Origin of the sequence: Chromobacterium sp. ATCC 53434 (assembly GCF_002848345.1) — a bacterium.
In the GTDB taxonomy this organism is placed as follows: Bacteria; Pseudomonadota; Gammaproteobacteria; order Burkholderiales; family Chromobacteriaceae; genus Chromobacterium.
Map to the genome: position 1 here is coordinate 2,102,813 of NZ_CP025429.1, position 23,698 is coordinate 2,126,510.

General features: G+C 65.0%; 18 protein-coding genes. All 18 read left to right on the top strand.

The annotated features are described in order from the left end of the window. Positions 1-47: 47 nt before the first annotated feature. The 18 genes from CXB49_RS09455 (at position 48) to CXB49_RS09535 (ending at position 23,626) form a co-directional block, all read left to right on the top strand. Positions 48-473: a GPW/gp25 family protein gene (locus tag CXB49_RS09455; RefSeq protein WP_158300708.1), complete on the top strand. Its 426-nt coding sequence runs from the start codon at positions 48-50 to the stop codon at positions 471-473. Further along, positions 470-2,332, top strand: a complete 1,863-nt coding sequence (gene tssF, locus CXB49_RS09460) for a type VI secretion system baseplate subunit TssF (protein WP_101708167.1) — start codon at positions 470-472, stop codon at positions 2,330-2,332. Before CXB49_RS09455 ends, tssF begins: the two co-directional genes overlap by 4 nt. Next, complete coding sequence (locus CXB49_RS09465; RefSeq protein WP_101708168.1) at positions 2,329-3,306, top strand: type VI secretion system baseplate subunit TssG; 978 nt, start codon at positions 2,329-2,331, stop codon at positions 3,304-3,306. The genes tssF and CXB49_RS09465 overlap by 4 nt, the downstream gene beginning before the upstream one ends. Beyond that, positions 3,303-5,921: a type VI secretion system ATPase TssH gene (gene tssH / locus CXB49_RS09470; protein WP_101708169.1), complete on the top strand. Its 2,619-nt coding sequence runs from the start codon at positions 3,303-3,305 to the stop codon at positions 5,919-5,921. Before CXB49_RS09465 ends, tssH begins: the two co-directional genes overlap by 4 nt. Continuing rightward, positions 5,912-8,281 carry a type VI secretion system Vgr family protein gene (locus CXB49_RS09475; RefSeq protein ID WP_101708170.1) on the top strand — a complete coding sequence of 790 codons (2,370 nt, stop codon included), beginning with the start codon at positions 5,912-5,914 and terminating at the stop codon, positions 8,279-8,281. Before tssH ends, CXB49_RS09475 begins: the two co-directional genes overlap by 10 nt. Then, positions 8,281-10,494 carry a pentapeptide repeat-containing protein gene (locus tag CXB49_RS09480; protein WP_101708171.1) on the top strand — a complete coding sequence of 738 codons (2,214 nt, stop codon included), beginning with the start codon at positions 8,281-8,283 and terminating at the stop codon, positions 10,492-10,494. Before CXB49_RS09475 ends, CXB49_RS09480 begins: the two co-directional genes overlap by 1 nt. Further along, entirely contained in the window at positions 10,491-11,573 is a 1,083-nt protein-coding gene (locus tag CXB49_RS09485; protein ID WP_158300709.1) for a pentapeptide repeat-containing protein, read from the top strand. The genes CXB49_RS09480 and CXB49_RS09485 overlap by 4 nt, the downstream gene beginning before the upstream one ends. After that, the gene (locus CXB49_RS09490; RefSeq protein WP_101708173.1) at positions 11,570-12,166 is read left to right on the top strand and encodes a DUF3540 domain-containing protein; all 597 of its coding nucleotides are present in this window, start codon (positions 11,570-11,572) and stop codon (positions 12,164-12,166) included. Before CXB49_RS09485 ends, CXB49_RS09490 begins: the two co-directional genes overlap by 4 nt. A gap of 51 nt (positions 12,167-12,217) precedes the next feature. After that, positions 12,218-12,577, top strand: a complete 360-nt coding sequence (locus CXB49_RS09495) for a DUF4150 domain-containing protein (RefSeq protein WP_233493020.1) — start codon at positions 12,218-12,220, stop codon at positions 12,575-12,577. Continuing rightward, positions 12,577-13,122: a type VI secretion lipoprotein TssJ gene (locus CXB49_RS09500; RefSeq protein ID WP_101708175.1), complete on the top strand. Its 546-nt coding sequence runs from the start codon at positions 12,577-12,579 to the stop codon at positions 13,120-13,122. The genes CXB49_RS09495 and CXB49_RS09500 overlap by 1 nt, the downstream gene beginning before the upstream one ends. A gap of 29 nt (positions 13,123-13,151) precedes the next feature. Then, a complete protein-coding gene (gene tssK / locus CXB49_RS09505) occupies positions 13,152-14,513 on the top strand; it encodes a type VI secretion system baseplate subunit TssK (protein WP_101708176.1) in 1,362 nt (453 codons plus the stop codon). Positions 14,514-14,539: 26 nt separating this feature from the next. After that, the gene (icmH, locus tag CXB49_RS09510; protein ID WP_101708177.1) at positions 14,540-16,156 is read left to right on the top strand and encodes a type IVB secretion system protein IcmH/DotU; all 1,617 of its coding nucleotides are present in this window, start codon (positions 14,540-14,542) and stop codon (positions 16,154-16,156) included. Beyond that, positions 16,153-19,608 (top strand): type VI secretion system membrane subunit TssM, encoded by a 3,456-nt coding sequence (gene tssM, locus CXB49_RS09515; RefSeq protein WP_101708178.1) that lies wholly within the window; start codon positions 16,153-16,155, stop codon positions 19,606-19,608. The genes icmH and tssM overlap by 4 nt, the downstream gene beginning before the upstream one ends. 23 nt (positions 19,609-19,631) lie before the next feature. Next, positions 19,632-20,015, top strand: coding sequence for a DUF6277 family protein (locus CXB49_RS09520; RefSeq protein ID WP_199406815.1), 384 nt, complete (start codon positions 19,632-19,634; stop codon positions 20,013-20,015). Positions 20,016-20,151: 136 nt separating this feature from the next. Further along, positions 20,152-20,619, top strand: a complete 468-nt coding sequence (locus CXB49_RS09525; RefSeq protein ID WP_101708179.1) for a hypothetical protein — start codon at positions 20,152-20,154, stop codon at positions 20,617-20,619. A gap of 107 nt (positions 20,620-20,726) precedes the next feature. Further along, entirely contained in the window at positions 20,727-21,872 is a 1,146-nt protein-coding gene (locus tag CXB49_RS09530) for an RHS repeat-associated core domain-containing protein (protein WP_101708180.1), read from the top strand. Positions 21,873-22,070: 198 nt separating this feature from the next. Further along, positions 22,071-22,532, top strand: a complete 462-nt coding sequence (locus CXB49_RS23385) for a hypothetical protein (RefSeq protein WP_158300710.1) — start codon at positions 22,071-22,073, stop codon at positions 22,530-22,532. 47 nt (positions 22,533-22,579) lie between these two features. Next, positions 22,580-23,626, top strand: coding sequence for an IS630 family transposase (locus tag CXB49_RS09535; protein WP_101706528.1), 1,047 nt, complete (start codon positions 22,580-22,582; stop codon positions 23,624-23,626). Positions 23,627-23,698 lie beyond the last annotated feature (72 nt).

Sequence of the window (23,698 nt, forward strand, 5' to 3'; positions counted from 1 at the left end):
TTCGGGCGGCGTCGCAACAGCGGCGCCGGGCTGACATGACTCCACGATTGTACGATCGCCTGTCCGCCCGCCTGGGGCGCGATGCGCTCGCCACCAGTCTTTCGCGCGATCTGGCGCATCTGATGAATGCGGCCACGCGCGGGGCGGACCTGTGCCTGGCAGGCAGTCAGCTGGAGTCTTCGGTATGGAATTATGGCCAGCCGCCGCTTGCAGACGGGAAGTCGAACCAGGTCGATCCGATGCGCGTCTGCGCTCACATCCGGGAGGCGATTCGCGGCTTCGAAACGCGGCTGGACGCGGACAGCGTGGAAGTGCGCACGCGCGCCGACAGCGGTCCGTCGATGCGACAACTGCTGTATTTCGACATCACGGCGTCGATTCGCGGCGATGGAAGCGTTGTCACATTGTGTCTGGCGCTGGACTTCCTGGGCGGCTTTTTCATGTCGCGCACCGAGAGAGGCGCAATCCGATGAACTTTCTCGACCATTACAACAGCGAGCTGCGCCATCTGCGCGAGGCCGGCGCGCGCTTCGCGCGCGAGCATCCGCAGATCGCATCGTCGCTCGGCCTGCAGCCGAACTCCACCGCCGACCCCTTCGTCGAGCGCCTGCTGGAGGGCGTGGCCTTTCTTTCGGCCCGGGTACAGACCCGGCTGGACATGGAGTGCGCCGAGTTCGCGCGGCAGGCCCTGTGCCAGGTCTGCCCGCTGTATCTGAGCGCCACGCCGGCGATGTCCAGCTTCGCCTTCCACCCCGATTTCGGCTCGCCGGGGGCGTTCCGCGGCCGCCACCTGCCACGTGGCACGCTGATTCGCGCCGCGCTTCCAGGGCGGGCCCGGTCCGTCACGTTTTCGACAGCGCGCGACGTGACCCTGCTGCCGCTTCGCCTGGAGCGGGCGGAGTGTCGCCGCAGCCTGGGCGACGTGTCCGCCGAATTGGCCAGATATTTGACGCCGGCGCAGGCGGCGTTGCGGCTTAGCTTCCGCCTGGAGGGCAATACCACGCTGAAGGAGCTGGCCGAAATGACCGGAGGCGGAAAGCCTTTGCATTTGAGCCTGGCCGGCGATCTGCCGCGCGCCTACGCCCTGCACAGAACGATGCTGGTGGACACCTCCGCCTGGTACGCCATCGCCGCGGACGAGCAGGGCGAGGCGCTGTTGAACCTGCCGCTGGATAGGCTGCGCCTGTCCGCGACAGACGAAGGCGAGTCCTTATTGCCGGCCGATCCCGGCGGCCTACCGGGCCTGCGCCTGCTGCGGGAATACTTCGCCCAGCCCGCGCGCTTGCTGAGCGTGGAAATGGACGCGCTGACCCCCTTGGCGAAGAAGGCGCCGCTGGCCCGCAGTTTCGAACTGATACTCGCCTTGCGGCATCCGCCGGCCGATCTGATAGGCGAAGTCGACGCCGGCCAGTTCCGGCTGTTTGCCACGCCGGCGATCAATCTCTATCCGAAGCGGCTGGACCCGGTCCCGTATGATCCGAACCAGACCGAGCAATGGATTCCCGTCGACCGGATGCGCCCCGCCGAGCATCATTTGTGGCGGCTGCTGGAGGTGGCCGTCTGCGACAGCAACGGCCGCTCGCACGCGGCGCGCCCGGCCCTGGACGCAGGCGGCTATCAAAGCGAGGAGGCCGCGGCGCGCTACTCGCTGCGCCGCGAGCCGGCGCTTCAAAGCGAAAGCCCGCGGCAGTCGCGCCCGGACGCGCTGGGCAGCCACGATCTGATCACCATTTCCGCCTGCTCCAGCGAACTGGGCCTCGACGATATCGCGACGCTGACCGGCAAGGCGCTGGTGGCCGATCGCGGCTGGCGGCCGGAAGACCTGCCCGCGGCGGAGCTGAGCGTGGAAGGCGGCGGCGCGGCCGAGCGGGTGGAGTGCCTGTGGCCTGCCAGCGCGCCCCGGGCCATCCCGGACCTGGAACGCTGCTGGCAGGCCGTGTCGCATATTGGATTGAACTCTCTGAGCCTGAGGGGTGCGGAGCGCCAGGACATCTGCACCCGGCTGATGGAGATGCTGAGGCTGGCGGCCAAGTCCGGCGCGGCGCTGGACAGACAGCGCATAGACAGCCTGAAGTCCGCCAGCCTCCAGGCCTGCTTCATTGCGGCCGGCCGTGGCTCTCCGCAAGGATTGGTCCGCGGCGTGCGCGCTGAGATCGATATTTCCTCCGTCATGCACGCCGATCGCGGCGCCTGGCTGTTCGGCCGTCTGCTAGCGCAGACGCTTGCCCAGTCGCTGACGCTGAACGACGGCATCGAGGTCCGTGTCCTGCTGGACGGGGAGCTGGCCAGCCTGCATGGCAATACGCTGCGCGCCGATGGAGAACTGCAATGAAACGGCAGCAGTGGACGCGTGAGCTGCATCCGCACCGAAGCTTTTTCGAGCTGATGCGCCGCGTTGAAACCCTGCAACGGCAGCGGACGGAAGCGACGACGGAACGCGGCCGGGACCGCCGGCCGGACTGGCTGACGCTTGAACAGACCGCCGACATGCGTTTCGCCAGCGCCGAAGTCTCGTCGGTGCGGATAGCGGCCGAAGAGGAGGGCGCGTCGCCGCAAGTGGGCGTGGCCTGCCGTCATTTTGGCCTGTTCGCGCCCTACGGGCCGCTGCCACTCTATATCACCGAACACGCGCTGCACGAGCGCCGGCTCGAACACAACCCCGCCTTCGAGCGCTTCGTCAACCTGGCCTGCGGCGACTTGGCCTGGATGCACTACCGGGCCCGTTCCGTGATGCATCCGGCGCTGGGCTATGAACGCGGCCGCCATCCGTTCGCGGAGAGGATAAGCGCGCTGGCCTACGCCGGTCCGGACGCGGATGGAAAAATCGACCGCCACGCCGCCGCCTGCCGGCATAGCCATCCGGGCGCCTATCTGGCGCCGCGCCGATCGCTGGCGGATCTGCAAAAGATAATGGCCGGTTATTTCGACGTGCCGGTGCAGCTACTTCCCAGGCGAGGACGCTGGATCGCGTTATCGGCCGCCTCCGGCCCTTGCCGGCTGGGCCGCTGGCGGCTAGGCAGCAGGATATGGGATGTGCAGCACACGCTGGAAATCCTGATCGGGCCGATAGACGCCGCCGATTTCCCGCACTGGCAGCGGCGCGCCGACGCAGTGCTGGCGATATTTGCCGTCGCCGCCGATTTTTCCGACGGCCGGATCGGGCCGCTGATCAAGGTTCAGGTCCGCACGAGGCCGGAACTGGCAGGCAGGGTGGGGCGCATGCGCCTGGGCGTGGACGCATGGTCCCGGCCCGGAGCGGCGCTCCGGACCATCATCGTATACGACTCATTCCGGGATCCGCAGTGAACCGAGAGCGCATTTTCGGCCGTCTAGGCCCCATCGCCTACAACGCGCTGGTCGAGGCCACCGCGCTGGGACGCTCGCGCCGGCACGCGCTGGTCGATCTCGACCATTGGCTCTACAGCCTGCTGAGCCATGGCGGCAGCGACGCCGCGCTGCTGCTGGAGGCGCTGGACTGCTCGCCGTCAGTCATCCAGCAACGGATAGCCAAGGTGCTGGACACGATGGAGATCGGCGGCGATTCGCTGCGCGACATCTCGCCGGCGCTGGAACGCAGCGTGGCGCCCGCCATCACCTGGAGCCAGATCGCGGCGCCGGCCCCCAAGGTGCGCAGCGGCCACTTGCTGCTGGCCTGGCTGGACGACGCGTCCACCCGGCGCTGGCTGCTGCATCGCACCGGTCTCGAGCTGTCCCGCCTGACGCAAGATGAGATCATCGCGCGTTACGAGACGCTGGCCGGCAATTGGCCCGAGGCGGCAGGCTCGCCTTCCGTCGCGAGCGAGGCCGGCGAGGCGGCCGACCCGGCCGCCGTGCTGCGGCAATGGGCAGTCTGTCTGACCGAGCAGGCCGCCGCCGGCGAACTGGACCCGGTGATAGGGCGGGACGCCGAGTTGCGCACGGTGATAGACGTATTGTCGCGGCGGCGGCAGAACAATCCCATCCTGGTCGGCGAGGCCGGCGTGGGCAAGACCGCCATCGTAGAGGCGCTGGCGCAGCGCATTCACAGTGGCGACGTGCCGCCAGGCTTGCGCGGCGCGCAGATATGGATGCTGGACATCGCCCGGCTGCAGGCTGGTGCCGGCATGCGCGGGGAGTTCGAACAGCGGCTGCGGGCTGTGATCGACGCGGTGATAGCGTCTCCGGCGCCGGTGATCCTGTTCTGCGACGAAACCCACACGCTGATCGGCGCCGGCGGCAATGCCGGCACCGGCGACGCCGCCAATCTGATCAAGCCGATGCTGGCGCGCGGCCAGCTGCGCATGGTCGCGGCGACCACCTGGTCGGAATACAAACAGTACATAGAACCGGATTCGGCGCTGGTGCGGCGTTTCCAGGCCGTCACCGTCAACGAGCCCGACGACGATACCGCGGTGGACATGCTGCGGATGATCGCGCCGCGCTTCGCCGCCCACCACGGTGTCCACATCGCCGACGCCGCGCTACGCGCGGCCGTGGCCCTGTCCCGCCGCTATCTGCCGACCAGGCAGCTGCCGGACAAGGCGATAGGCCTGCTGGACACCGCCTGCGCCCGGGTGGCTATGAGCCAGAGCTGCCAACCGGCGGAGCTGGACCGGCTGCATCACCAGGCCTTGACGCTGGAGCAGGCGCTGGCGTGGCAGGCTCGGGACCTGCGCATGGGCTTGCCGCCCGGCCCTGACGGTGGACAGCTGGAGAACCGGCGCGCCGAACTCGCCGAGCAAGCCCTCGAATTGAACATCGAGATGCAGGCCCAGCGCGCCGAGGTCAACGCCTGGCGGGAGCGGCTGGCTCGGGAGGAGGAGGCCGACGCGGAGCAGGCCGAGGTGCTCGGCGCCGCCGAGCGCCTGGTGCGTCCGTGGGTTGATCAGCACGCGGTCGCCGAGGTGCTGTCGGAATGGACCCAAGTGCCTGTCACGCAAATGGCCCAGGACGAGGCCAGGCGGCTAATGGCCTTGCGGTGGGAACTGGATCGGCACATCCAGGGACAGGCGGCCGGCCTGGACGCCATCGTGGAGGCGCTGCAAGTTGCGCACGCCGGGCTCGGCGATCCGCAGCGCCCGCTGGCGGTGATGATGTTGACCGGTCCCACCGGCACCGGCAAGAGCCAGACAGCGGTCGCACTCGCCCAGGCGCTGTTCGGCGGCGAGCGCAACCTGCTTCGCTTCAACATGAATGAGTTCCAGGAAGCGCACACCGTCTCCACGCTCAAGGGCGCGCCGCCCGGCTATGTAGGCTTTGGCCGTGGTGGCCGGCTGACCGAGGCCGTGCGCAAAAAGCCTTACAGCGTGCTGTTGCTGGACGAGTTCGACCGCGCCCACCCGGACGTGCACGAGATGTTCTACCAGGTGTTCGACCAGGGTTGGATGGAGGACGGCGAGGGGCGGCACATCAATTTCCGCAACTGCCTGATCCTGTTGACCAGCAATCTGGGCGACGCCGAAATCGAGGCCGCCTGCGCCGGCGCGCCCGACATCGCCCAAGCGCGGCTGGACGCGATGGCGCGAAAGCGCTTGCAGCAGCGCTTCCCGCCGGCCTTGCTGGCGCGGATGCGGGTTGTCGCCTTCCGGCCGCTGGACGAGTCCGCGCTGGCCGGCATCGCGCGGCAGGCACTGGACGAGATCGGCCAGCGCCTGAGCGCCAACGGGCTGGGCTGGTCCGCGGACGCGGACGCTGCGGACTGGATCGCGCGGGCGGTGGCCCGCCATCCAGCCAGCGGTCGCGCGGTGAGGGACTTGCTGCGCCAGACTGTGATGCCGGCGATCGCGCGATGCTTGCTGGAAGCGCGCGCCGCCGACCATTCGCTGCGCAACGTGCGCCTGGGCGCGGCCGATGGACTGGAGCTGATTTTCGACGAAGCCGAGTCCCTGCAGCTCCAGCCGGGCGCGCCATCCGATACTCCAGGAGAATCCGCATGCGCTTGATCGAACTGCACAATCCACTATTGGATGCGGACTGCGTCGCGCTGAGCTTCAAGGCCGACGAGCGCCTGTCGCGGGAGCCAAGTTACCTGCTCGACATCTCCAGCACCAATCCGGCGCTGGATCTGGACGGCTTGCTGGGCTCTCAGACCCGGATCGACATCGACCTGGGCGACGAAGGCGTCCGCACCTTCCACTGCCAGGTGCTGGGAGGCTATGACACCGGCCAGACCCAGGACCGTTACACCTACACGCTGGAGCTGGGCAGCTGGCTGTCCTTTCTCGCGGAAAACCGGAACTGCCGCGTGTTCCAGCAGCAGACGGTGCCGGAGATCGTCGAACAAGTGTTCACCGGCCATCAGCGCACCGACTTCCGCTTCGAACTGGAACATACGTACGAGCCTCGAGAATATTGCGTCCAGTTCCTCGAAACCGATCTCGGCTTCGTCAAGCGGTTGCTGGAAGACGAGGGCATCTATTTCTGGATAGAGCACCAGCAGGAACGCCATGTGGTGGTGCTGTCGGACACCCAGCGCTTCGACGACCTGGCCGCGGGCTACCAGAATCTTCGCTTCCTGCCCGATGGCGACGAGTTTCGACCGGTGCCCGGAAGAGAAGGCATCCAGCGCTTGCAGCGCACGCGGCGGGTGAAGTCGAACAGCGTCGCGCTGCGCGATTTCGACTACCATGCGCCGTCCAACCGGCTGGACAGCGACGCGCAGGAACAGCAGGCCAGCCTGGAGGGCATACGGCTGGAGCATTACGACTATGCCGCCGGCTACAACACTCAGGCGGACGGCGACCGACTGGCGCGGCTGCGGCTGGAGGCGCTGCAGGCCGAGGCGCACCAGCTGATGGGCATGTCCAATACGCGGGGACTGGCGACCGGCGGCGCCTTCACGCTGGAGGGCCATCCGGACGCGGCGCGCAACCGGCGCTATTACGTCGTCGCCAGCCAGCTGACTTTTCTGCAGGACGCGCCGGACAGCAGCGGCCAGGGCCGCAATGTGGCCTGCGCGTTTCGGGCGATGATGGACGACCGGCCGTTCCGGCCGCTGCGGCTGACGCCGAAACCGATACTGCCGGGCATCCAGAGCGCGACGGTGGTCGGCCCGCTGGACTCGGAAGTCCATACCGACCCGCTGGGCCGGATACGCGTGCACTTCCACTGGGATCGCTACAAGACCCAGGAAGAGGACGCATCGTGCTGGATACGGGTGTCCCAGGCCTGGGCCGGCAAGGGCTGGGGGGTGCTGGCCATGCCCCGGGTCGGGCAGGAAGTGCTGGTGACCTATGTGGATGGCGACCTGGACCGGCCGCTGGTGACCGGCATCGTCTACAACGGCGACAACCCGACCCCGTACGAGCTGCCCAAGGACATCCGCTATACCGGACTGGTCACGCGCTCGCTGAAACACGGGCTTTACAGCAATGCCAGCCAGATCACCTTCGACGACCTGCGCGGCGCCGAGCGGGTGATGATACACGCCGAGCGCGACATGCAGAACACCACCGAGCGCAACAGCTCCACCGCGGTGGGGCAGGACATGAATCTATCGGTCAAAGGCACGTCCACCTCGGTCACCGGCGCGTCCATCGGCTACACCGCCATTTCGGTGTCCTATACCGGCCTGGCGGCGAGCTTCACCGGGGTCTCGACCAGCTTTACCGGCGTGGCTACCAACTTCACCGGCGTGGCCACCAGTTTCACCGGGGTCTCGACCAGCTTCACCGGCGTGGCCACCAGCTTCACCGGCGTGGGCACCAGCTTCACCGGCATCAACACCAGTTTTGTCGGCATCCACACCGGCTTCACCGGCGTGTCGACCACAATGACGGGCACCAGCACCTCGGTCATCGGGACCACGCAGAGCATGGTGGGCATCGATACGTCGATGAAAGGCGTCAGCGTTTCCACCGTCGGCATGTCGCAAAGCATGACAGGGGTGTCGTCGTCCTATGTCGGAACATCCAGCAGCGTCGTCGGCAGCAGCACGGCCATGACCGGCACGGCCAAGAGCATAGTCGGCACCTCGATGTCGGACATCGGTTCATCGACCAGCATTGTCGGGACGTCAATGGCCACCACCGGTTCGGCGACCAGCATCGTCGGGACCTCGATGTCCACAGTCGGTTCGTCGACCAGCACCACCGGAACGTCGACGTCGACCGTGGGCTCGGCCACGAACACCGTAGGCTCCAATATGACGACCACCGGCTCGTCCGTCACCAGCACCGGCTCCGTCTCGTCGACCACGGGCTTCAGCCGATCCGTCACCGGCGTCAGCTTTTCCTATATAGGCGTGTCCTACGCCGAAGTCGGCGTCGACCTGAAAAAACTCGGTATGCAGGTAAAAAGCTGATGCCACTACGCCATATCAAGCCGCAGGCGGCGCTCATCTCCACATCGAGGACCCAAATCGGTCCCCAGGCCATGCTGCGCATCGGCGTCGGCATCGGTTTTCGCCTGTCCGATCCGCGGATTCTGGCCCATGAGACCGCGTGCTGGGAAGCGATCAAGGCGGCGCAGCCATCGCTCGCGCTGTTCGAGCCCGCGATGCCCAAACTGCACGCCGAATGGCTGCTGCTGGGCAGCTCGACTTACCACGGCGCGGCGGAAGACGAGTCCTGGATCGACTGGCTCGCCAGCGCCGAACTTGCCGGCGTGCGCAAAACCGTATCGTGCAGGGCTTTCGGCCAGCCGGCGGCCGACGGCCATCTCCAAGCCAGCCTGGCCATCGACCACAGATACGCGGCGGCAGGCGCCGCAGCGGAGAATCCATTCGGCCTGGTGGGAACGTCCCCGCCACTGCAACAACGCCATGGTCTGGGCGACAGGCCGTCGCCGCTGGCGGCGATGGGACCGCTTGGTTGCGACTGGCCCGAGCGCAAGCAGTGGCAACCCCGGTTTGCCGGTTCGGTGGAGGCGATGGCCGGCGACGGCACGCATATGGGATGGCCGGCGGCGACCGACTTGCGCATCTTCCAGCAAGCGGCGCCGGACCAGTGGCTGGACGAGCCATGCTGGCCGGCCGATTCGCGCTATCTGCTGCGCGGCTTCGGCGATGTGGAAGGGCAGTTGCCTGCCGTACAAGCGATCGTCCTGGCCAGCCGCAGCGGAGGCTTGCTCGACGAACGGCCCGCGCTGTCCCTGCAGACGATCTGGCTGCTGCCGGACGCCGACCTGGGCGTGATGTGGTGGAACGGCGCTCTCCCGCTTGAATACGTGCTGGATGATGGCGTCGACAGGCTGGTGGTGGGATTCAAGGACCGTGCCGAATGCCTGGACTTCGAGGCGCTGGCGACATTTGCCGAACGCCGTGGGCGCACGGAAGACCAGGACCCGTTGCTATTGGCCGATCATGCGCTGATGCCGGATATCGACCGCGGCTGGGTCTGGGAGCAGATTCTAGACAAGGCGGACCACCCGCGCTTCTCGCCGCCGCCTCGCCGATACGGCGAGGTCCACGCCCGCCTGGAGCAAGGCCGGGAAACATTGCGCCAAGCCCATGCGTCCCAGGCCAAGCTGCAAGCCTTCGTCCGCGATCGAGATGGCGCGCTGGCGTCTTTGCCGCAGGCCCCCAGGGACGAGACCGACTGGCGCGCCTGGCTGCGGGGCGAGCCGGCACAATGGAAGGCGCTGACGATACGCGACGCGGACCTGAACGGATTCGGTTTTGAACGGCGCGAACTGAGGCAAGTCCGCTTCGAGCGTTGCCGACTGGATCACAGCCACTGGAAGCAATGCCTGCTGGAGGAGGTGCTTTTCGTCGATTGCTCGATGGCCGGCGTGACGATGGATGCGCTGCAATGGAAAGGCGGCCGGCTGACGCGCTGCAATCTGGGCTCCAGCATATGGAACGACACGACGCTGGATGGGGTGGGGTGGGACGATTGCCGGCTGAATGATATCGCCATCAACGGCGGCGAGTGGAAGGCGGTGACGCTGCAAGGGGAGGGCGGCGCCGGCGGCCGTGTCAATCACGCCCGTTGGCGCCAGGTCAGCTGGTGTCAGACACGGGCCGAGGATTGGTGCTTCAACGATCTACAGGCCGACGGGCTGGGCTTGATGGAATGCCGGCTGACAAATGGGCGTTTCCAGCATTGCCGGCTGCTGAAGTTCAGCGCGCTGGCCACCGATCTGACAGGCAGCCATTGGCAGCGCTGCCACTTGAGATTCGCCGTGCTTTCGCACGGCAGCGCACTGAGGCAGGCCAGGCTGGAGGATTGCGAGCTGATTTCCTGCAGCTGGCAGGAACTGCTGGCGGAGCATCTGCGCCTTGAGCGTTGCGCCTGCCTCCGGCTGCATGCTCAGCGCCTGAAGGCGCCCGACTCCCTGTGGCTGGACAGCGTGCTGGACGGCATGAATGCCATGCATGCGCAGTTGCAGCGGTCCCGGTTTGAAAACTGCGCGTTGAATGAGGCCTTGTTCTACGGCGCCGACCTGGATGGAGGAAGCGTGACAGGCTGCAATCTGATCGATGCAAAGACGGCTTGGATGCGGGGAGCGGCCGGCGAGGGCTGGCATGACAATCTGGAGACCGGCAGGCTGGAGTGGCCGAAGAGAGCGAGATGAACGACGAAACGGAAACCTCACCGAGCGAGCTGGCTCCCAGGCTGCCCGAAATCGTCCAGAACAAGCGATTCCACACACCGCCCGCGCCGAAGCTCGGCGAGACGGTTTATATCGGTTGCCATTTCGATCATGTGCACTGGCCGCGCTGCCATTTCGACTCGGTGCGCTTCGTTGATTGCCGATTCGACGGCAACCATTTCGAGAACTGCCTCTGGCGCCAGACCGGCTGCGCCGACAGCCAGTTCATCGACTGCCTGTGGAAGAACTGCGATCTGGAGCGAGTGGGCTGGCAGCGGGTCACGGCGACGAACGCCAAATGGCAGGGCGGCCGTCAACGGGAATTCTCCTGCGTAGAGTTGAATGGGAACAGATGGCTGCTGGATGACCTTCGCAGCGAACACGGCGCCTTCGTCGACTGCGAACTGCGAGAGTGGCTGCTGCAGGGCGGCGTATGGAGCGACAGTGCCTGGATCAAGAACCGGATCGACGGCCTCCACATCGCAGATGCCGAATTTCGCAACTTCATTCATGGGCAGAGCCGCTGCGCCCGCGTCAGGCTGCACCACTGCCATGGCGTGAATGCGCGCTGGATAGATTGCGAGCTTGAGGACATGGCGCTGGACCGCTGCCTGCTGAAGCAGTCCGCCTGGTCTCACAGCGCCTGGCAGGACGGGGCGATTCGTGCCAGCCGCTTGCCGGGAGCCTGCTTCGACCAGGCGAGGCTGAGTCGGGTTCGCGCGCTCGAATCCAATCTGGAACAGGCGATGTTCGACGACGCCCGGCTTGACGATTGCGTATTCGATCGAGTCGACGCGCCGCGCGTTTCCTTGAGGCGCGCGAGACTGGAGCGCGTGACGCTGGCCGGCGCGAATATGCGCGGGCTGGATGCCTGCGACGCCACGCTGGTGGATGTGGACCTGTCCGGCTGCGATTGCCGGCAGGGGCGGCTGATAGGCCAGCCACCCGGCGCGTGGTGGGCGGCGGACACCAAAGGAGCGGTGTTCGATGACGAAAAACTTGAGCAGGACCGGGCCTGGCGGCAGCAGATGCACCCCGGCCCCAGAGGAGACAAACCATGACATTGCTACGGGAAAGCATCTGGAACAGCAGCGAGCCGGCTCAGGACGCCGACCCGGTATTGCGAGCCTTGCGCGTGGAGGCGCCGCCTCCGCGGCACGGCCACGGCGTGACGACAGCCTGGATGTGTGACTCCGCCGGACAGGATGGCGAATGGCTGGTCCGGCTGCCGTCCGGCCAATTGCGCAAGGCGCGCACCGCATACAGCTGCCTGATCCGGCCGAGGCAAGGCGATCTGGTGCAATTGGCGACCGCGGGCGAAAACTGCTGGGTGCTGGCCATTCTGGAACGCCCGCAAACGGCGGACGTATGCGAGCTGGAGCTAGGCCAGGCCAGCGTGCGTCTGCATGCCGGCAATCTGCAGTTGAGCGTCGACGGAGAGCTGCGGCTGGACGGCCGGCAATTGAGCAGCCAGGCCCAGTCCATCGCCACCGCGGCGCAAGAGCGGCAGACCCATATCAGCGGCACCGACGCCGCGCACAGCGGCAGCCTGCTATTGCATGTGGACAGGCATATGGGCCTGCACGCCAACAGCGCGGCGCTCAGCTCGGCATCGCTGCTGAAGCTGGACGCCGGGCAGATTCATATCGCCTGACGGCCGAATCCAAGGAGACGCGCGATGTTCGCAAATTGTTCAGCCGGAGGCATGGCCCAGGCCTCCTCCGATGTCTGCCGCACACCGCCGGTGGGCATTCCATCGAACTATACCAATACCGCCAATAAGCCGGAGGCGGTACCCAATGTGCCGACCATCATTTACGCGGGCGGCCCCGTCCACAACCTCAACACCATCATCCCGGTCACGCATGGCGACGAGGGAGGCTCGATGGGCGGGGTGGCCTCGGGCACGGTGGCGGCGCAGTCCCGTCACGTGACGGGATCCGGCAAGGTGCTGATCCAGGGCGCCCCGCAGACCAGGCTGACCGACACCAATGTGCCCAATAAGCAGAATACGGCGGGGCAGTCGGTCAGCCCCTCGCAGACCATTACGATGACGCTAAGCTGATGGCCCCTGTCCCTGTCATCCTGCTGCGCGTGTCGCTGATATGCGCGTTGGCCGGCCTTTCCGGATGCTCGACGCTGCTCTCGCTGTTTTCGTCCCGCGATGGAGAGGCCCCTCGCGAATTGCACGTCACGCTGATGGGCGGTGGCCAGCTGAACAACAACGGCAATGGCCCGCGCCCGGTCCAGGTCTGTATATACGTGGTGCGCGACGCCAGTTGGCTGCCGTCATCCGACTTCGACGACTCGAGCTGCACACCGCGGGAGCGCAGCCGAGAGGTGCTCACGTCGGCCCGCAGCGTCATCGCGCCCGATCAGGCGCAGCAGCTGTTGCTGCCCGCTTCCGGCACCGATCCGGTCTGGTTGCTGGTCGACGCCGATTTCGCGGCGCGCCCGCCGGATTACGCGCCGCTGCGCATCAGGGTCGACGGACGCCAATTGATCCACCTGGCGGTGCTGCTGGATCGCAACCGCCTGTACGACGCCTTGCATCCCGCCGCGCCTCCACCGCGCGATTCGGCTCGCAAGCCGGCAGGCAAAGCGCGCTAAGCGCCGACCGCCAATCAGGAGGAGAAGCCGTGAGCGTCTTGCCGGTAGGGCCGGTTGCCTGGAGCGACGGCATGTTGATCGAAACCCAGCACTTTCAGCAACAGGAACGCTATCTGACGCATCAGTTCGGCTTGCGGCTGAGGCTGACCTCGAACCATGGCTGGGGTTTCGCGCGGCTGGACGTCGACACCGACGGCTTGGGTTTGGGCAGGCTTGGCCTGCGAAGCGCCGAAGGCGTGCTGCCCGACGGCACGCCGTTCGCGCTGCCTGCGCACGACCCATTGCCGGCTCCGCTGGACGCCGCCGAGGCCCAGGCCGGCGATATGGCCTGTCTGGCGCTGCCGACAGCCGGCGGCGGCGGGCCCGAAATGGCGTTTGGCGACGACGCGGCCCCGGCGCGCTACCGCGCCGTGGCCACCGAGGTGGCGGACCTCAGCACCGGGCTGGACGCGCCGGGCTCGCCGCGGAGGCTGATATTGGAAACCGGAACGATGATGAGCCGCCTGTGCTGGCAGTCTCAACTGCGCGCCGACGAAACCTTTTTGCCGTTCGCCAGGGCAGGCGGACGCAATAGCGCGATGGCCCTGATGCTGGATACGCGTTTCATTCCTCCCTTGCTCGATAGCCGCGCCCACCAGGCGCTGCGCGCGCTGATCGAGGAGTTGCAGAGCGTCCTGCAAGTGCGGCTGGCCGGCAGCGCCGGGCTGAGGGTGCTGTCCGCCGGTGGCGGGCTGGCCGATCTGATCGAGCTGATGCTGCGCCAGGGCATCGCCGAATACCGAATGCGCCTGGCGCATCTGGACGCCTTCGATCCGTTGCCGCCGGACCTGTTGTTCCAGGAACTGATCGGCCTGCTGGGCCGGCTCAGCGTGCTGCCCGGCGTCGACGACGCCTTGGCCGAGCGCCAGTTCGCCTACCGGCATGACGATTTGCAGGCCAGTTTCGAACCGCTGGCGGCGACTTTGAGATACGCGCTGGCCCGCGTGATCGAGACCCCGGTGCTGCCGCTGAAGTTCGAGGACAGAGGCGACCAAGTGCATGTTTGCGTGGTGGACGCCCAATGGCGGCTGCAAAAAATGGTGTTCGCCTTTTCCGCGGCGCTGCCGGCGGACCAGCTGCGCCAATTGCTGCCACAGCAGGCCAAGCTGGGGCCGGTGGAGCAGATTCAAAAGCTGGTGGACCTGCAACTGCCGGGCGCCCGGCTGATCCCGGTCGCCAATCCGCCACGCCAGGTGCCGTATTACGCCCAAAGCGTCTATTTCGAAGTGGAATCCAGCGATCCCTTCTGGACCCAGGCTTTCGCCGGATCGGCACTGGCATTACGCATCGTCGGCGATTTTCAGGACCTGCGCTTCGAAGCCTGGGGTCTGAGAGAAGGCAAGGTCGCCTGAGCCGATCGCTATATGAGTGAGCCGCCATGAACCTGCTGCACCATTTTTCCTCCATCTTTCGCCGGGCGTCCACCGCGCATCTGCGCAGCGGCATGGTGGAAGGCGCGATGAGGAGTCGCCTGGAAAACCTGCCCTTGCAGATGACAAGGCGGGGCGTGACGACCATAGACGAACCTCAGGACTACGATGAGCGGGAAATCATAGAGGAGGGCGAGCCCCCGCCGCGACCGGCCGCTCAGGAGGCGGCGATGCCTCGCTACGCGGCGGCGTCGGAACCCGAGGCGCTGCCGGTGATCTATCAGCGCCCCGGAGCGCGGGCCAGCCTGCTGAAGGCCGGTCAGCAGCAATCGCAGTGGCACAATCCCTTTATCTCCCACGCGATGCCGGCCGTGCTGCAACTGCAGCGGATTCTGGAAAACGCGCCGAAAAGCCAGGCCCAGCTCAGAGCCCAGCTGGGCATGGAACTGAAGCTGTACCGCGAACGCCTGGCAGGCGCCGGTTGCGAATGGCAGCAGGCCCAGGATGCCTCCTATTTGCTATGCACCTATCTAGACGAGGTTTGCAACGACGCCGCGCGCCATGCCGGGCTCCAGTCCTATGACGGCGAGCGCAGCCTGCTGGTGGAATTCCATGGCGACGCCTGGGGCGGCGAGGACGCGTTCTCCGACCTGGAACGATGGGTGCGCCACGAGCCGCTGCCTACGGACTTGCTCGCGCTGTACGAGCTGGCGCTGGCACTGGGCTGGCAGGGGCGCTACCGGGTGCTGGAGCGCGGCGACGCGCTATTGCAGGATCTGCGCTCGCAATTGCACGCGACGATCTGGCGGCAACGGGAGCCTGAGGCCCTGGGCGGCGAACTGGCCGCCCCGCCGCCGGCGCCGGCGGCGGAACCGCCTTCGGCAGCATCCCGCCGCTGGCTGACGCCGATGCGCGGCGGCGCCATCGCGCTGAGCGTGGTGGCGCTGGCCTATGGCGCCGCCAGCATAGGACTGGACGTGCAGGGCCGGCCCATCCGCGAGGCGCTGGCCGCCTGGACGCCGCCGTTGAGAACGATCAATCTGGCCACCACCTTGCCGTCCCCGCTGCCGCAACTGCTCTCCGAGGGATGGCTGGTGGCCTACAAGCACCCCCAGGGCTGGCTGCTGGTGTTTCGCAGCGATGGCGCCTTCGATGTCGGCAAGGCCAATGTGCGAGCCTCGTTCCAGAAGAACATCGAGCGTCTGGGCCTGGCTTTCGCGCCGTGGCCCGGCGATCTGGAGGTGATAGGCCATACCGACCGGCAGCCGATACAGACCAGCGAGTTCCCCAGCAACCAGCAATTGTCCGAGGCGCGCGCCCGCTCAGTGGCGGACATGCTGCGCCAGACGGCGATTCCCGGCGGCGCGCACGCACCAGACAACGCGGTGGCGCGCCGCATCGAATCTTCCGGCCGCGGGGACAACGCCCCGCTGGATCCCGCGAAAACGCCGGCGGCCTATGAGCGCAACCGTCGCGTCGACGTGTTGTGGAAAGTGGTGGATACCGCCCGCAGCCCCGACGCCAGGCCTGCAGCCCAGCCCGATCCGCTGGATCTGGCGTCCGGCGTCAGCATAGGCGACACGGCCGGTCCGCTGAATCCCGCCTACAAGGAGCGGCAGCCATGATCCGACACAGCGTGCGCATCGTCATCGCCTTGCTGATCGCGCTGGCGATCTGGTGGATAGGCCCGTTGATTTCCATCGGCGTATACCGGCCCCTGGGCTGGCAGTTGCTGAGACAGATACTGGTGGCTATCGCGCTGATCTGGGGCTTCTGGCCATCGTTGCAATGGCTGTGGAGCCGATTGACGGCAACGCCGAGACGGTTTCGCAAAACGAGTCCCCCGAAGGCCGCGTCGGAATCGGCGCCGGGCAAGCCGGACTATGTCGACGATACGCTGGCCCAGTTGGAGCGCCAGCTGGCGCGGAGCGATGGCGCGCCGATGCCGTGCTATGTGCTGCTGGGCGCCTCGGGCAGCGGCAAAAGCAGCCTTTTGGCCTGGGCGCTGAGGGACAGCGTCCACCCTCCGGTGGGGATAGGCCAGGAGCTGGGACTGGATTTCCGCCTTGGCCGCGACGCGGTCTGGCTGGACACCCAGGGCGCGTGGAGCCTTCGCGAAGGCTACGATCAGGACGCCTCAGCCAACTGGGACAAGCTGCTGGCCGGATTGAGCGCGCTTCGCGGCAAGCTTCGCGTCAGCGGCGTGGTCTTGTGCGTCGATGCCGGCGACCTGGTCTCCATGGCCGCCAAGCGCCGGAAGCAACTGGCGGTGGCGATCAGACAGCGCTTGCTGGCATTGCGCGACGGCCTGGGGCGCCACCCTGGCGTCTATCTGGCCTTGACCGGACTCGACCGCCTGGACGGCGCGGTTTCGATGCTGTCGCTGATGAGTCCCGAGCGCTGGACGCGCGGCATAGGCTTTCCATTGCAAATGGCTGGGGAAGGAGGGAAGACGGAAGCGAACACCGAATGGGACGGCGCGCTGCAGGGACTGGAAGGGCGCGTGCAAAGCCAAGTGCTGTTCTCCGCGCCGCAGGCCGGCGACATCGAGGCCAATCACGCGCAACTGCGTTTCGTGGAAACCATGGGGCGGCTGCGCCAGGCCGTGCTCGGGCTGCTACTGCCGCTGTTCGCGCCCGATGCCGGCGGAAACGGCGCGCGATTGCGCGGGGTGTGGATGGGCTCGGTGGCGGAGGTAGCCGATATCGAAGTGGACGGTCCGGACGCCTCGATCCGCCCGCTTGGCGAGCTATGGAACCCCTTGCTGCAACAGGTGGTGCTGGAAGGCGAGCTGATGGATCGGGACCTGACCGAAGAGGCTCGCCTGGCGCAGGAGCAGCCGACGCAGTCCGCGCCGCAGTCCCGTAGGCGTCGCGCGCTGAACGCGCTGCGCTGGGCCGCGATTCCCGCCTTGTCCGCCATGCTGCTGGCCTGGGTGGCTTGGGGCTATTTCGCCGAACGACATTACCTGGAATACGTCTGGGCGCAGTTCAGCGAGGGCAAGGCCCTGGCGAGGGAACAGGCCTCCGGCCCGCCCAACACCGGCTCGCCCCTGCTGGCGGTCGCGGCGCAGATGCGTTATGCGCAGGCGCAGGCCGAGAACGCCGAGCAAGGTTTGGGCACGCCGTATTTCGAGCACAGGCGGGTGGCGGAAACCGCGACCGACACCTATCACCGCCATCTGCAGAAGACGCTGATGCCCGAGCTTTACAATGAGGTGAAACGGACCCTGCTGACGCAAAGCGAAGGCAGTCCGGGCGACATCTTTCTGACGCTCAAGGTCTATCTGATGCTGTGCCGGCCTCAGTACCGTTCCGCCGACGCGCTGGAGCGCTGGATATCGAATCGCTGGGAAGCCTTGTCGGAAGGGCAGTACAGCGATGACGACAAACACATGCTGATCTCCGATGTTCGCACCCTGATCGCGCTGCCCGGGCTGCCGCCGGCGCCCGAGGATGCCAATCTGGTACAGGCCGCGCGCGCGCAGGCGGCGCAGATCCCATCCGTGACCAGGGTATTGAACCATATCCGCGACCAGGGGCTGCCGGCGCAGGTTCAGAACATTTCCCTGGCGAGGGCGGCCGGCTTCGGCTCCGCGATGAGCCTGCGCATGCGCAACGGCGTGCCGGACACCGACATGGCCGTTTCCGGCTGGTACACCCGCGCCGGTTACACCGACGTATTCCTGCCGCGGCTGGAGGCCAGCGCCCGCGCCACGCTGGAGGAGGAAAGCTGGGTGTTGCACAACGAGCCGCTGAAAGGCAATGGCTTTGAAGTCGACGGCCTGGTGCAGAAACTGGCCGACAGCGCCCGCAATCAGTTCCTGCAGGACTACATCAGCACCTGGCAAAACTTTCTGGCCAATGTCAGCGTTCGCGCCGTCACCGGGCTGGACGACGCGGCCCAACTGGCGGCGGCGATGATGAATTCTCAATCTCCGCTGGCCAATCTGGTGCGTTTCGCCGGACGGGAAACCACGCTGACCGGCAATTACGACGGCGGCATGGATAGCTGGATAGATCGCCAGAAATCGCGGCTGGAGAAAGGGCGCCGCACCGTGATAGGCGAGCTCAGCGGCGAGCACTATCGCACGACCTTGCTGCCGGAGCATGTCGTCGAAGAACACTTTCTACCGTTGAGGCAGTTGGCCAAGCAATTGGAAAACAACGACGACAAGGGCAACAACCCGCTATCCAGGCTGTTCGACACGCTGTACCGGCAACTGGGCCTGGTCAACGGCGCCTTGCAGACGGGACAGATGCTGCCGTCGCAATACGATATGTTCACCAAGCTGCGCGGCGACGCCAGCCTGCAGCCGGAGCCGGTCCGGGGCGTCATGCTGGACCTGGCCAACAGCGGTAGTTCTTCCGTCTCCAGCCAGGCGCAAACATTGATCAACCGGGGCGCCGCCGGCGCGACCCGCAACGTCTGCGACCAGGGCCTGACCGGCCGCTACCCGTTCAGGCGCGGAGCCAGCATGGACGCGGGCGTGGAAGATTTCGAGCGCTTGTTCGCGCCCCAGGGCGTGATGGCCACTTATTTCCGCGAACACCTGGCCCCCTATGTCGACACCGCCTCTCGTCCGTGGAAGGCCCGAGCCATGGACGGCGGCAAGCAAACCCTGGTCAACTCGTCGGTGATCCGCTCTTACGAAAACGCCAGCCGAATCCGCGACGCCATGCTGGACGACGGGGGCAGGCTGCGCGTGCCTGTCGTCCTGCGCTTCCTCGACATGGACCCGCAACTGGCGGAGATGCAGATGGACATCGCCGGGCAAACGCTGCGCTTCGCCCACGGTGCCACCACGCCGCAGCGCGTCGATTGGAACGGACAAAGCCAGAAACTGGCCATACGCCTGCAGATGAAATCCGTCGATGGCCGCGTCAACACCCTGCAATACGACGGCCCCTGGGCCTTGTTCCGTTTTTTCGACGCCGGCCGCAACGTAGGCGGGCTGGCCGACCGACGGGAGCGGGTGTACCAGGGCAGCCTGGGCGCGGTGCGCATCGAGTGGCAATCGCTGTCCTCGCCGTCGCCGCTGTGGTCGGGCCTGATTCAATCTTTCCGTTGTCCGTAAGCCAAACCCAAGAGGAGTCCATCATGACCAAGACCGTAGAAAACATGATCAACCCGGCCGAAATCCTGAAAGCATGCAGCGCCGCGCACGAATATGGCCAGACCGCGGGAAGTTCGGTGGCCGCCCCGTTTCTTAGCGCGGTGCCGACGATGTCCGTCGCCTCCAGCAGCAATGTCGGCAATCTGATAGACGGTGTGCAGGATGTGGGTACGAAGATGCTGGGCAATATGGGCGCCATCAAGTCGGCGATCGATCAGCAAGTGGCCGTGCATCAGGATCAGCAGCGTCGGCAGAAAACCTATGACTTCCAACCCGATATGTCCGACTTGCGTCCCAGCGACGCAAAGGGATTCCCCATCGAAATGCCCGAAGCGTTCTTCGCTCCATTCATGAATTTTAGGAAGTAGACGGTTGGGGGCGGAACAAGCGCCTGGCGCGCTGCGTGCCAGGCGTTTTCACACGGAGAGATGCTTGAAGTCCTTTGGCAACAACGGACATTGATGTTCAGGTGGCGACATGAAACATTTGGCGGCATTTATTTCAATGGCATTTCTTGCCGCCGGCAGCGCTTTTGCCCAGGAAACCGGCAACAACATCAACCCGTTCGGCAGCACCACGATGGACGGCAGAATCAAGGATTTCCCAAAGCTGAAAGTCTCCGCCGGCGTGGCCTCCGTCAGCGAAATCCACGAAGCCTGCGGCATGAGTAAGTGGATATGGGCGATCGGCGCCTTTATCCGCATCGCCAGGCATGCCGCCACCCGCGACCTGCGACATGAAGTGTCCCACACCTGCGGCGAATATCATGGCGACACCATGCCCCGCTATATCGACAACTGGAAGCAACGCACCGGCTGGCAGCCATCCGCCGACAATGTCTGCACCCCCGAATACGAGGCGGAAACCTATCAGCGACTTTATCTGGAGCTGAGGCAGGCCGGCTGGCAGCCCGGCGACGAGGAGCAGGCTAGAATCGCCGAAGACCGCGCCCGCCGCGGCGTCGGCAAATAAACAGCGGGCGTCATTTTCGGAACTGCCTTAAATCGTCCTGCCTCGATCTCGCCGGACAACTGGCCAAGTAGCTTGGGCGCTCCGATTGATTTCTTGACGGAGCGATCATGGACAGCGGTGTTTTGGGATTCAATGGCCAGCGTCTCGACCCCGTCGGCAGCGCGACTCATCTGGGCAACGGCTACCGGGCCTATAGTCCGGCGTTGATGCGATTTCATAGCCCGGACAGCCTGAGTCCGTTCGGCGCCGGCGGCGTCAATCCCTATGCCTACTGTGCCGGAGACCCGGTGAACCGGGCTGATCCATCCGGGCATCTGAGCTGGCAGGCCTGGACCGCGATAGGTCTGGGCGTCGCCGGCCTGGGGCTGGCAGCCGTGACCAAGGGGCTTTCGATCGCCGCCTCAGGCGGAATCATCGCCGCGCTGGAAAGCGCTTCGGCCGCATCGCTGGTCATAGGCGGGGCCGCGGTGGTGGCCGATGTGGCGGCGATAACCAGTGGCGCGATGGAAGAAAGCAATCCGAAAATGTCATCGATACTCGGCTGGGTGTCCCTGGGCAGGGGCGCGGTGGTCGGGGGCGCGGCCACGAGCCGCGGCATACTCCACGCCACCTCAGGCGTCCGGGCGCGGCTTGGCAGGCTGATGCATGTTGGACTCAGCGGAAAAGGGGGGCTGACGGCGGGCGCGAAACTGGCAAATCATACGCTGGAGACACTGCCTCAGGATGATCCAGGCGCTTTCAGACTGTTGCTGGCTCATTTATCCGGCAGAGATGTCGACAAGCTTCGCCAAACCTCCACCACCTTGCGCGTGGAAGTTGAACAGCATTTAGGAGACATCCGGACTTATCTGCCGACAAGAAGCACGGGGAAAATAACTGTTGCGCCACTCAACTCGGAAGCATCGATAACGGTTGAAAACGTCAACCGTGACTATGTTTTGAAAGTCAGAGAAATTGCCTTGGGAATGCACACTTATATGCCGCCCACGAAGTTGGCCAAAGCAGGCATCAAGCCGCTGTCTGAGGAATTGATGCTGACATACACCATAGATGCTTACGAGTCTTCGCCTGCGATGGAGGGCGCGTTTGGCGAGCGTGGATTCAGGACGTCAAACTTGTGGGCCGCAGCCGACGAAACCGATAGCGCATTCAAAACCGCGCTGCGGTACCAGGCGAAGAACGACGGCCTGGCAACAGAGCTTGTCGACGGGTATCAATCCACGCTCTTGAACTTTCTCGAACAATTGGAGTGACAGCCTTAGCGTCGCCGTTGGGACATGGTCATTCAGGCTATCGGGCCGAGATGAATAAGTTCGCATAATCTATATTATGTCAAATCTTGTACGTCGTATCCGGAGAGCGACACATACAACACTGACATCAATCATGTCGTTTATATACAACACACAGAGGAAACTGACAGCAGTCTACCAGCCACACCACGCCACAGCATGAAGCGCAGCCAACCATTCGCCACGTTCCCCTGCAGCCCGGACGACCTGTACCGGGCTGTTTGTTTTGGTGACGTCACCGAGATCGCCGCAGAGACCGGCGCGACACCACAGGACGTCGAAGCCTGGCGAGCCGGCCGCACCCCCGTGCCGCGTGCAGCGTTCCTATGGCTGCACCATCGCAACAGCACGAAGCTAGGCCCACAATACGGCGTATTCCGGGAATTTGAGCTATGCCCACGCGGCAACGCGCTGGTATGTCCGGCAACCGGCATCCGCGTGAACTACGCCGAAATAGCACTGCTACCAGACTACCGGCGCGCCCACCGACTGGCACAGCAGCAAGCGGAACTCATTGAAAAATTGATGAAGGAACGCGACTACTATCGCCAGAACTGCCACCGAGACGCCCGTTACGGCATGTTGCTGAGCAGGCTTTTCAATAATGACAATGAAGCCTGACTTATTAATTCGGCAGTAATAATCCGTACAGATTGTATACTTCCGGCATGGAAAAAATCGATGTGCGCAAGCTTGAACTGGCCGCCCGTGAGCAGCTGAGGCGTACCGCTATCCGGATGTACAAGCGAGGCCGGTCTCAAGCCAGTATTGCCGAAGAACTCGGGCTGCGCCGCCCCACCATTTCCGCCTGGGTGGTGCGTGAGGCAGCACTAGGTGCGCAGGGATTCAAAGAACAGAAGCGCGGTCGCGCCGAAGGCACCGGCCGTCGGCTGACCGAGGCGCAGGAAGCCCGGATCAAGCAGGACATCGTGGATCGCACGCCAGACCAGATGAAGCTGAGGTTTGCCCTGTGGAGTGCTCAGGCGGTCAAGGCTGTAATCAAGCAGATGTTTCTGATCGATCTGCCGATCCGTACTGTCCGTCTGTACTTGGCCCGCTGGGGCTTTACGCCGCAGCGCCCGCTCAAACGCGCTTATGAGCAGCGACCGGCAGCAGTCGAGAAATGGCTCAAGGAGGAATACCCGGCTATCGTCGCGCGTGCCAAAGCGGAAATGGCTGAAATCAGCTGGGGCGACGAATCGGCGGTGTCGAGTGTTGAGCACTTTCCGCGTGGCTACGCCCCAAAAGGCCAAACCCCAGTTCTGGTGTTATCCCAATCGAAAAGAGCGCGCATCAACTTGATTTCGGCCATTACCAACCAAGGCAAGATGCGCTTCATGCTGTACCGGGAGACCTTGACGGCCCGGGTGCTGATCAAGTTTCTGATGCGGCTGATCCGTGATGCTGGCGGCAAGAAGGTGTTCTTGATCCTCGACAACTTGCGCGTGCATCACAGCAAGCTGGTGCAAGCATGGTTGGAGGAGGAAGAGAACAAGAAGGCGATTGAGTTGTTCTTCCTGCCCAGCTACTCACCGGAACTGAACCCGGATGAATACTTGAACGGCGACCTGAAGGCCAGAATGAGCGCAGGTGAGCCGGTTCGATCAGACGGTCAACTTCAAGGGAAAGTGCTGTCCCATTTACGCTCATTGCAGAAGCAGCCGGCCAGAATCCGGTCGTACTTCCGGCATGAAAAAATCCGCTACGCGGCATGAGCTTTCTGTACGGTATTTGACTGCCGGATTAATAACAAAACCCAAGCAGACAAAACCGGAATCTACCGGATT

Bases quoted from the DNA above. Each gene is read 5' to 3' on its own strand.
- tssF (WP_101708167.1), top strand. From the start codon at position 470: ATGAACTTTCTCGACCATTACAACAGCGAGCTGCGCCATCTGCGCGAG.
- CXB49_RS09465 (WP_101708168.1), top strand. From the start codon at position 2,329: ATGAAACGGCAGCAGTGGACGCGTGAGCTGCATCCGCACCGAAGCTTT.
- CXB49_RS09475 (WP_101708170.1), top strand. From the start codon at position 5,912: ATGCGCTTGATCGAACTGCACAATCCACTATTGGATGCGGACTGCGTC.
- CXB49_RS09480 (WP_101708171.1), top strand. From the start codon at position 8,281: ATGCCACTACGCCATATCAAGCCGCAGGCGGCGCTCATCTCCACATCG.
- CXB49_RS09485 (WP_158300709.1), top strand. From the start codon at position 10,491: ATGAACGACGAAACGGAAACCTCACCGAGCGAGCTGGCTCCCAGGCTG.
- CXB49_RS09490 (WP_101708173.1), top strand. From the start codon at position 11,570: ATGACATTGCTACGGGAAAGCATCTGGAACAGCAGCGAGCCGGCTCAG.
- CXB49_RS09495 (WP_233493020.1), top strand. From the start codon at position 12,218: ATGGCCCAGGCCTCCTCCGATGTCTGCCGCACACCGCCGGTGGGCATT.
- CXB49_RS09500 (WP_101708175.1), top strand. From the start codon at position 12,577: ATGGCCCCTGTCCCTGTCATCCTGCTGCGCGTGTCGCTGATATGCGCG.
- icmH (WP_101708177.1), top strand. From the start codon at position 14,540: ATGAACCTGCTGCACCATTTTTCCTCCATCTTTCGCCGGGCGTCCACC.
- tssM (WP_101708178.1), top strand. From the start codon at position 16,153: ATGATCCGACACAGCGTGCGCATCGTCATCGCCTTGCTGATCGCGCTG.
- CXB49_RS09520 (WP_199406815.1), top strand. From the start codon at position 19,632: ATGACCAAGACCGTAGAAAACATGATCAACCCGGCCGAAATCCTGAAA.
- CXB49_RS09525 (WP_101708179.1), top strand. From the start codon at position 20,152: ATGGCATTTCTTGCCGCCGGCAGCGCTTTTGCCCAGGAAACCGGCAAC.
- CXB49_RS09530 (WP_101708180.1), top strand. From the start codon at position 20,727: ATGGACAGCGGTGTTTTGGGATTCAATGGCCAGCGTCTCGACCCCGTC.
- CXB49_RS23385 (WP_158300710.1), top strand. From the start codon at position 22,071: ATGAAGCGCAGCCAACCATTCGCCACGTTCCCCTGCAGCCCGGACGAC.
- CXB49_RS09535 (WP_101706528.1), top strand. From the start codon at position 22,580: ATGGAAAAAATCGATGTGCGCAAGCTTGAACTGGCCGCCCGTGAGCAG.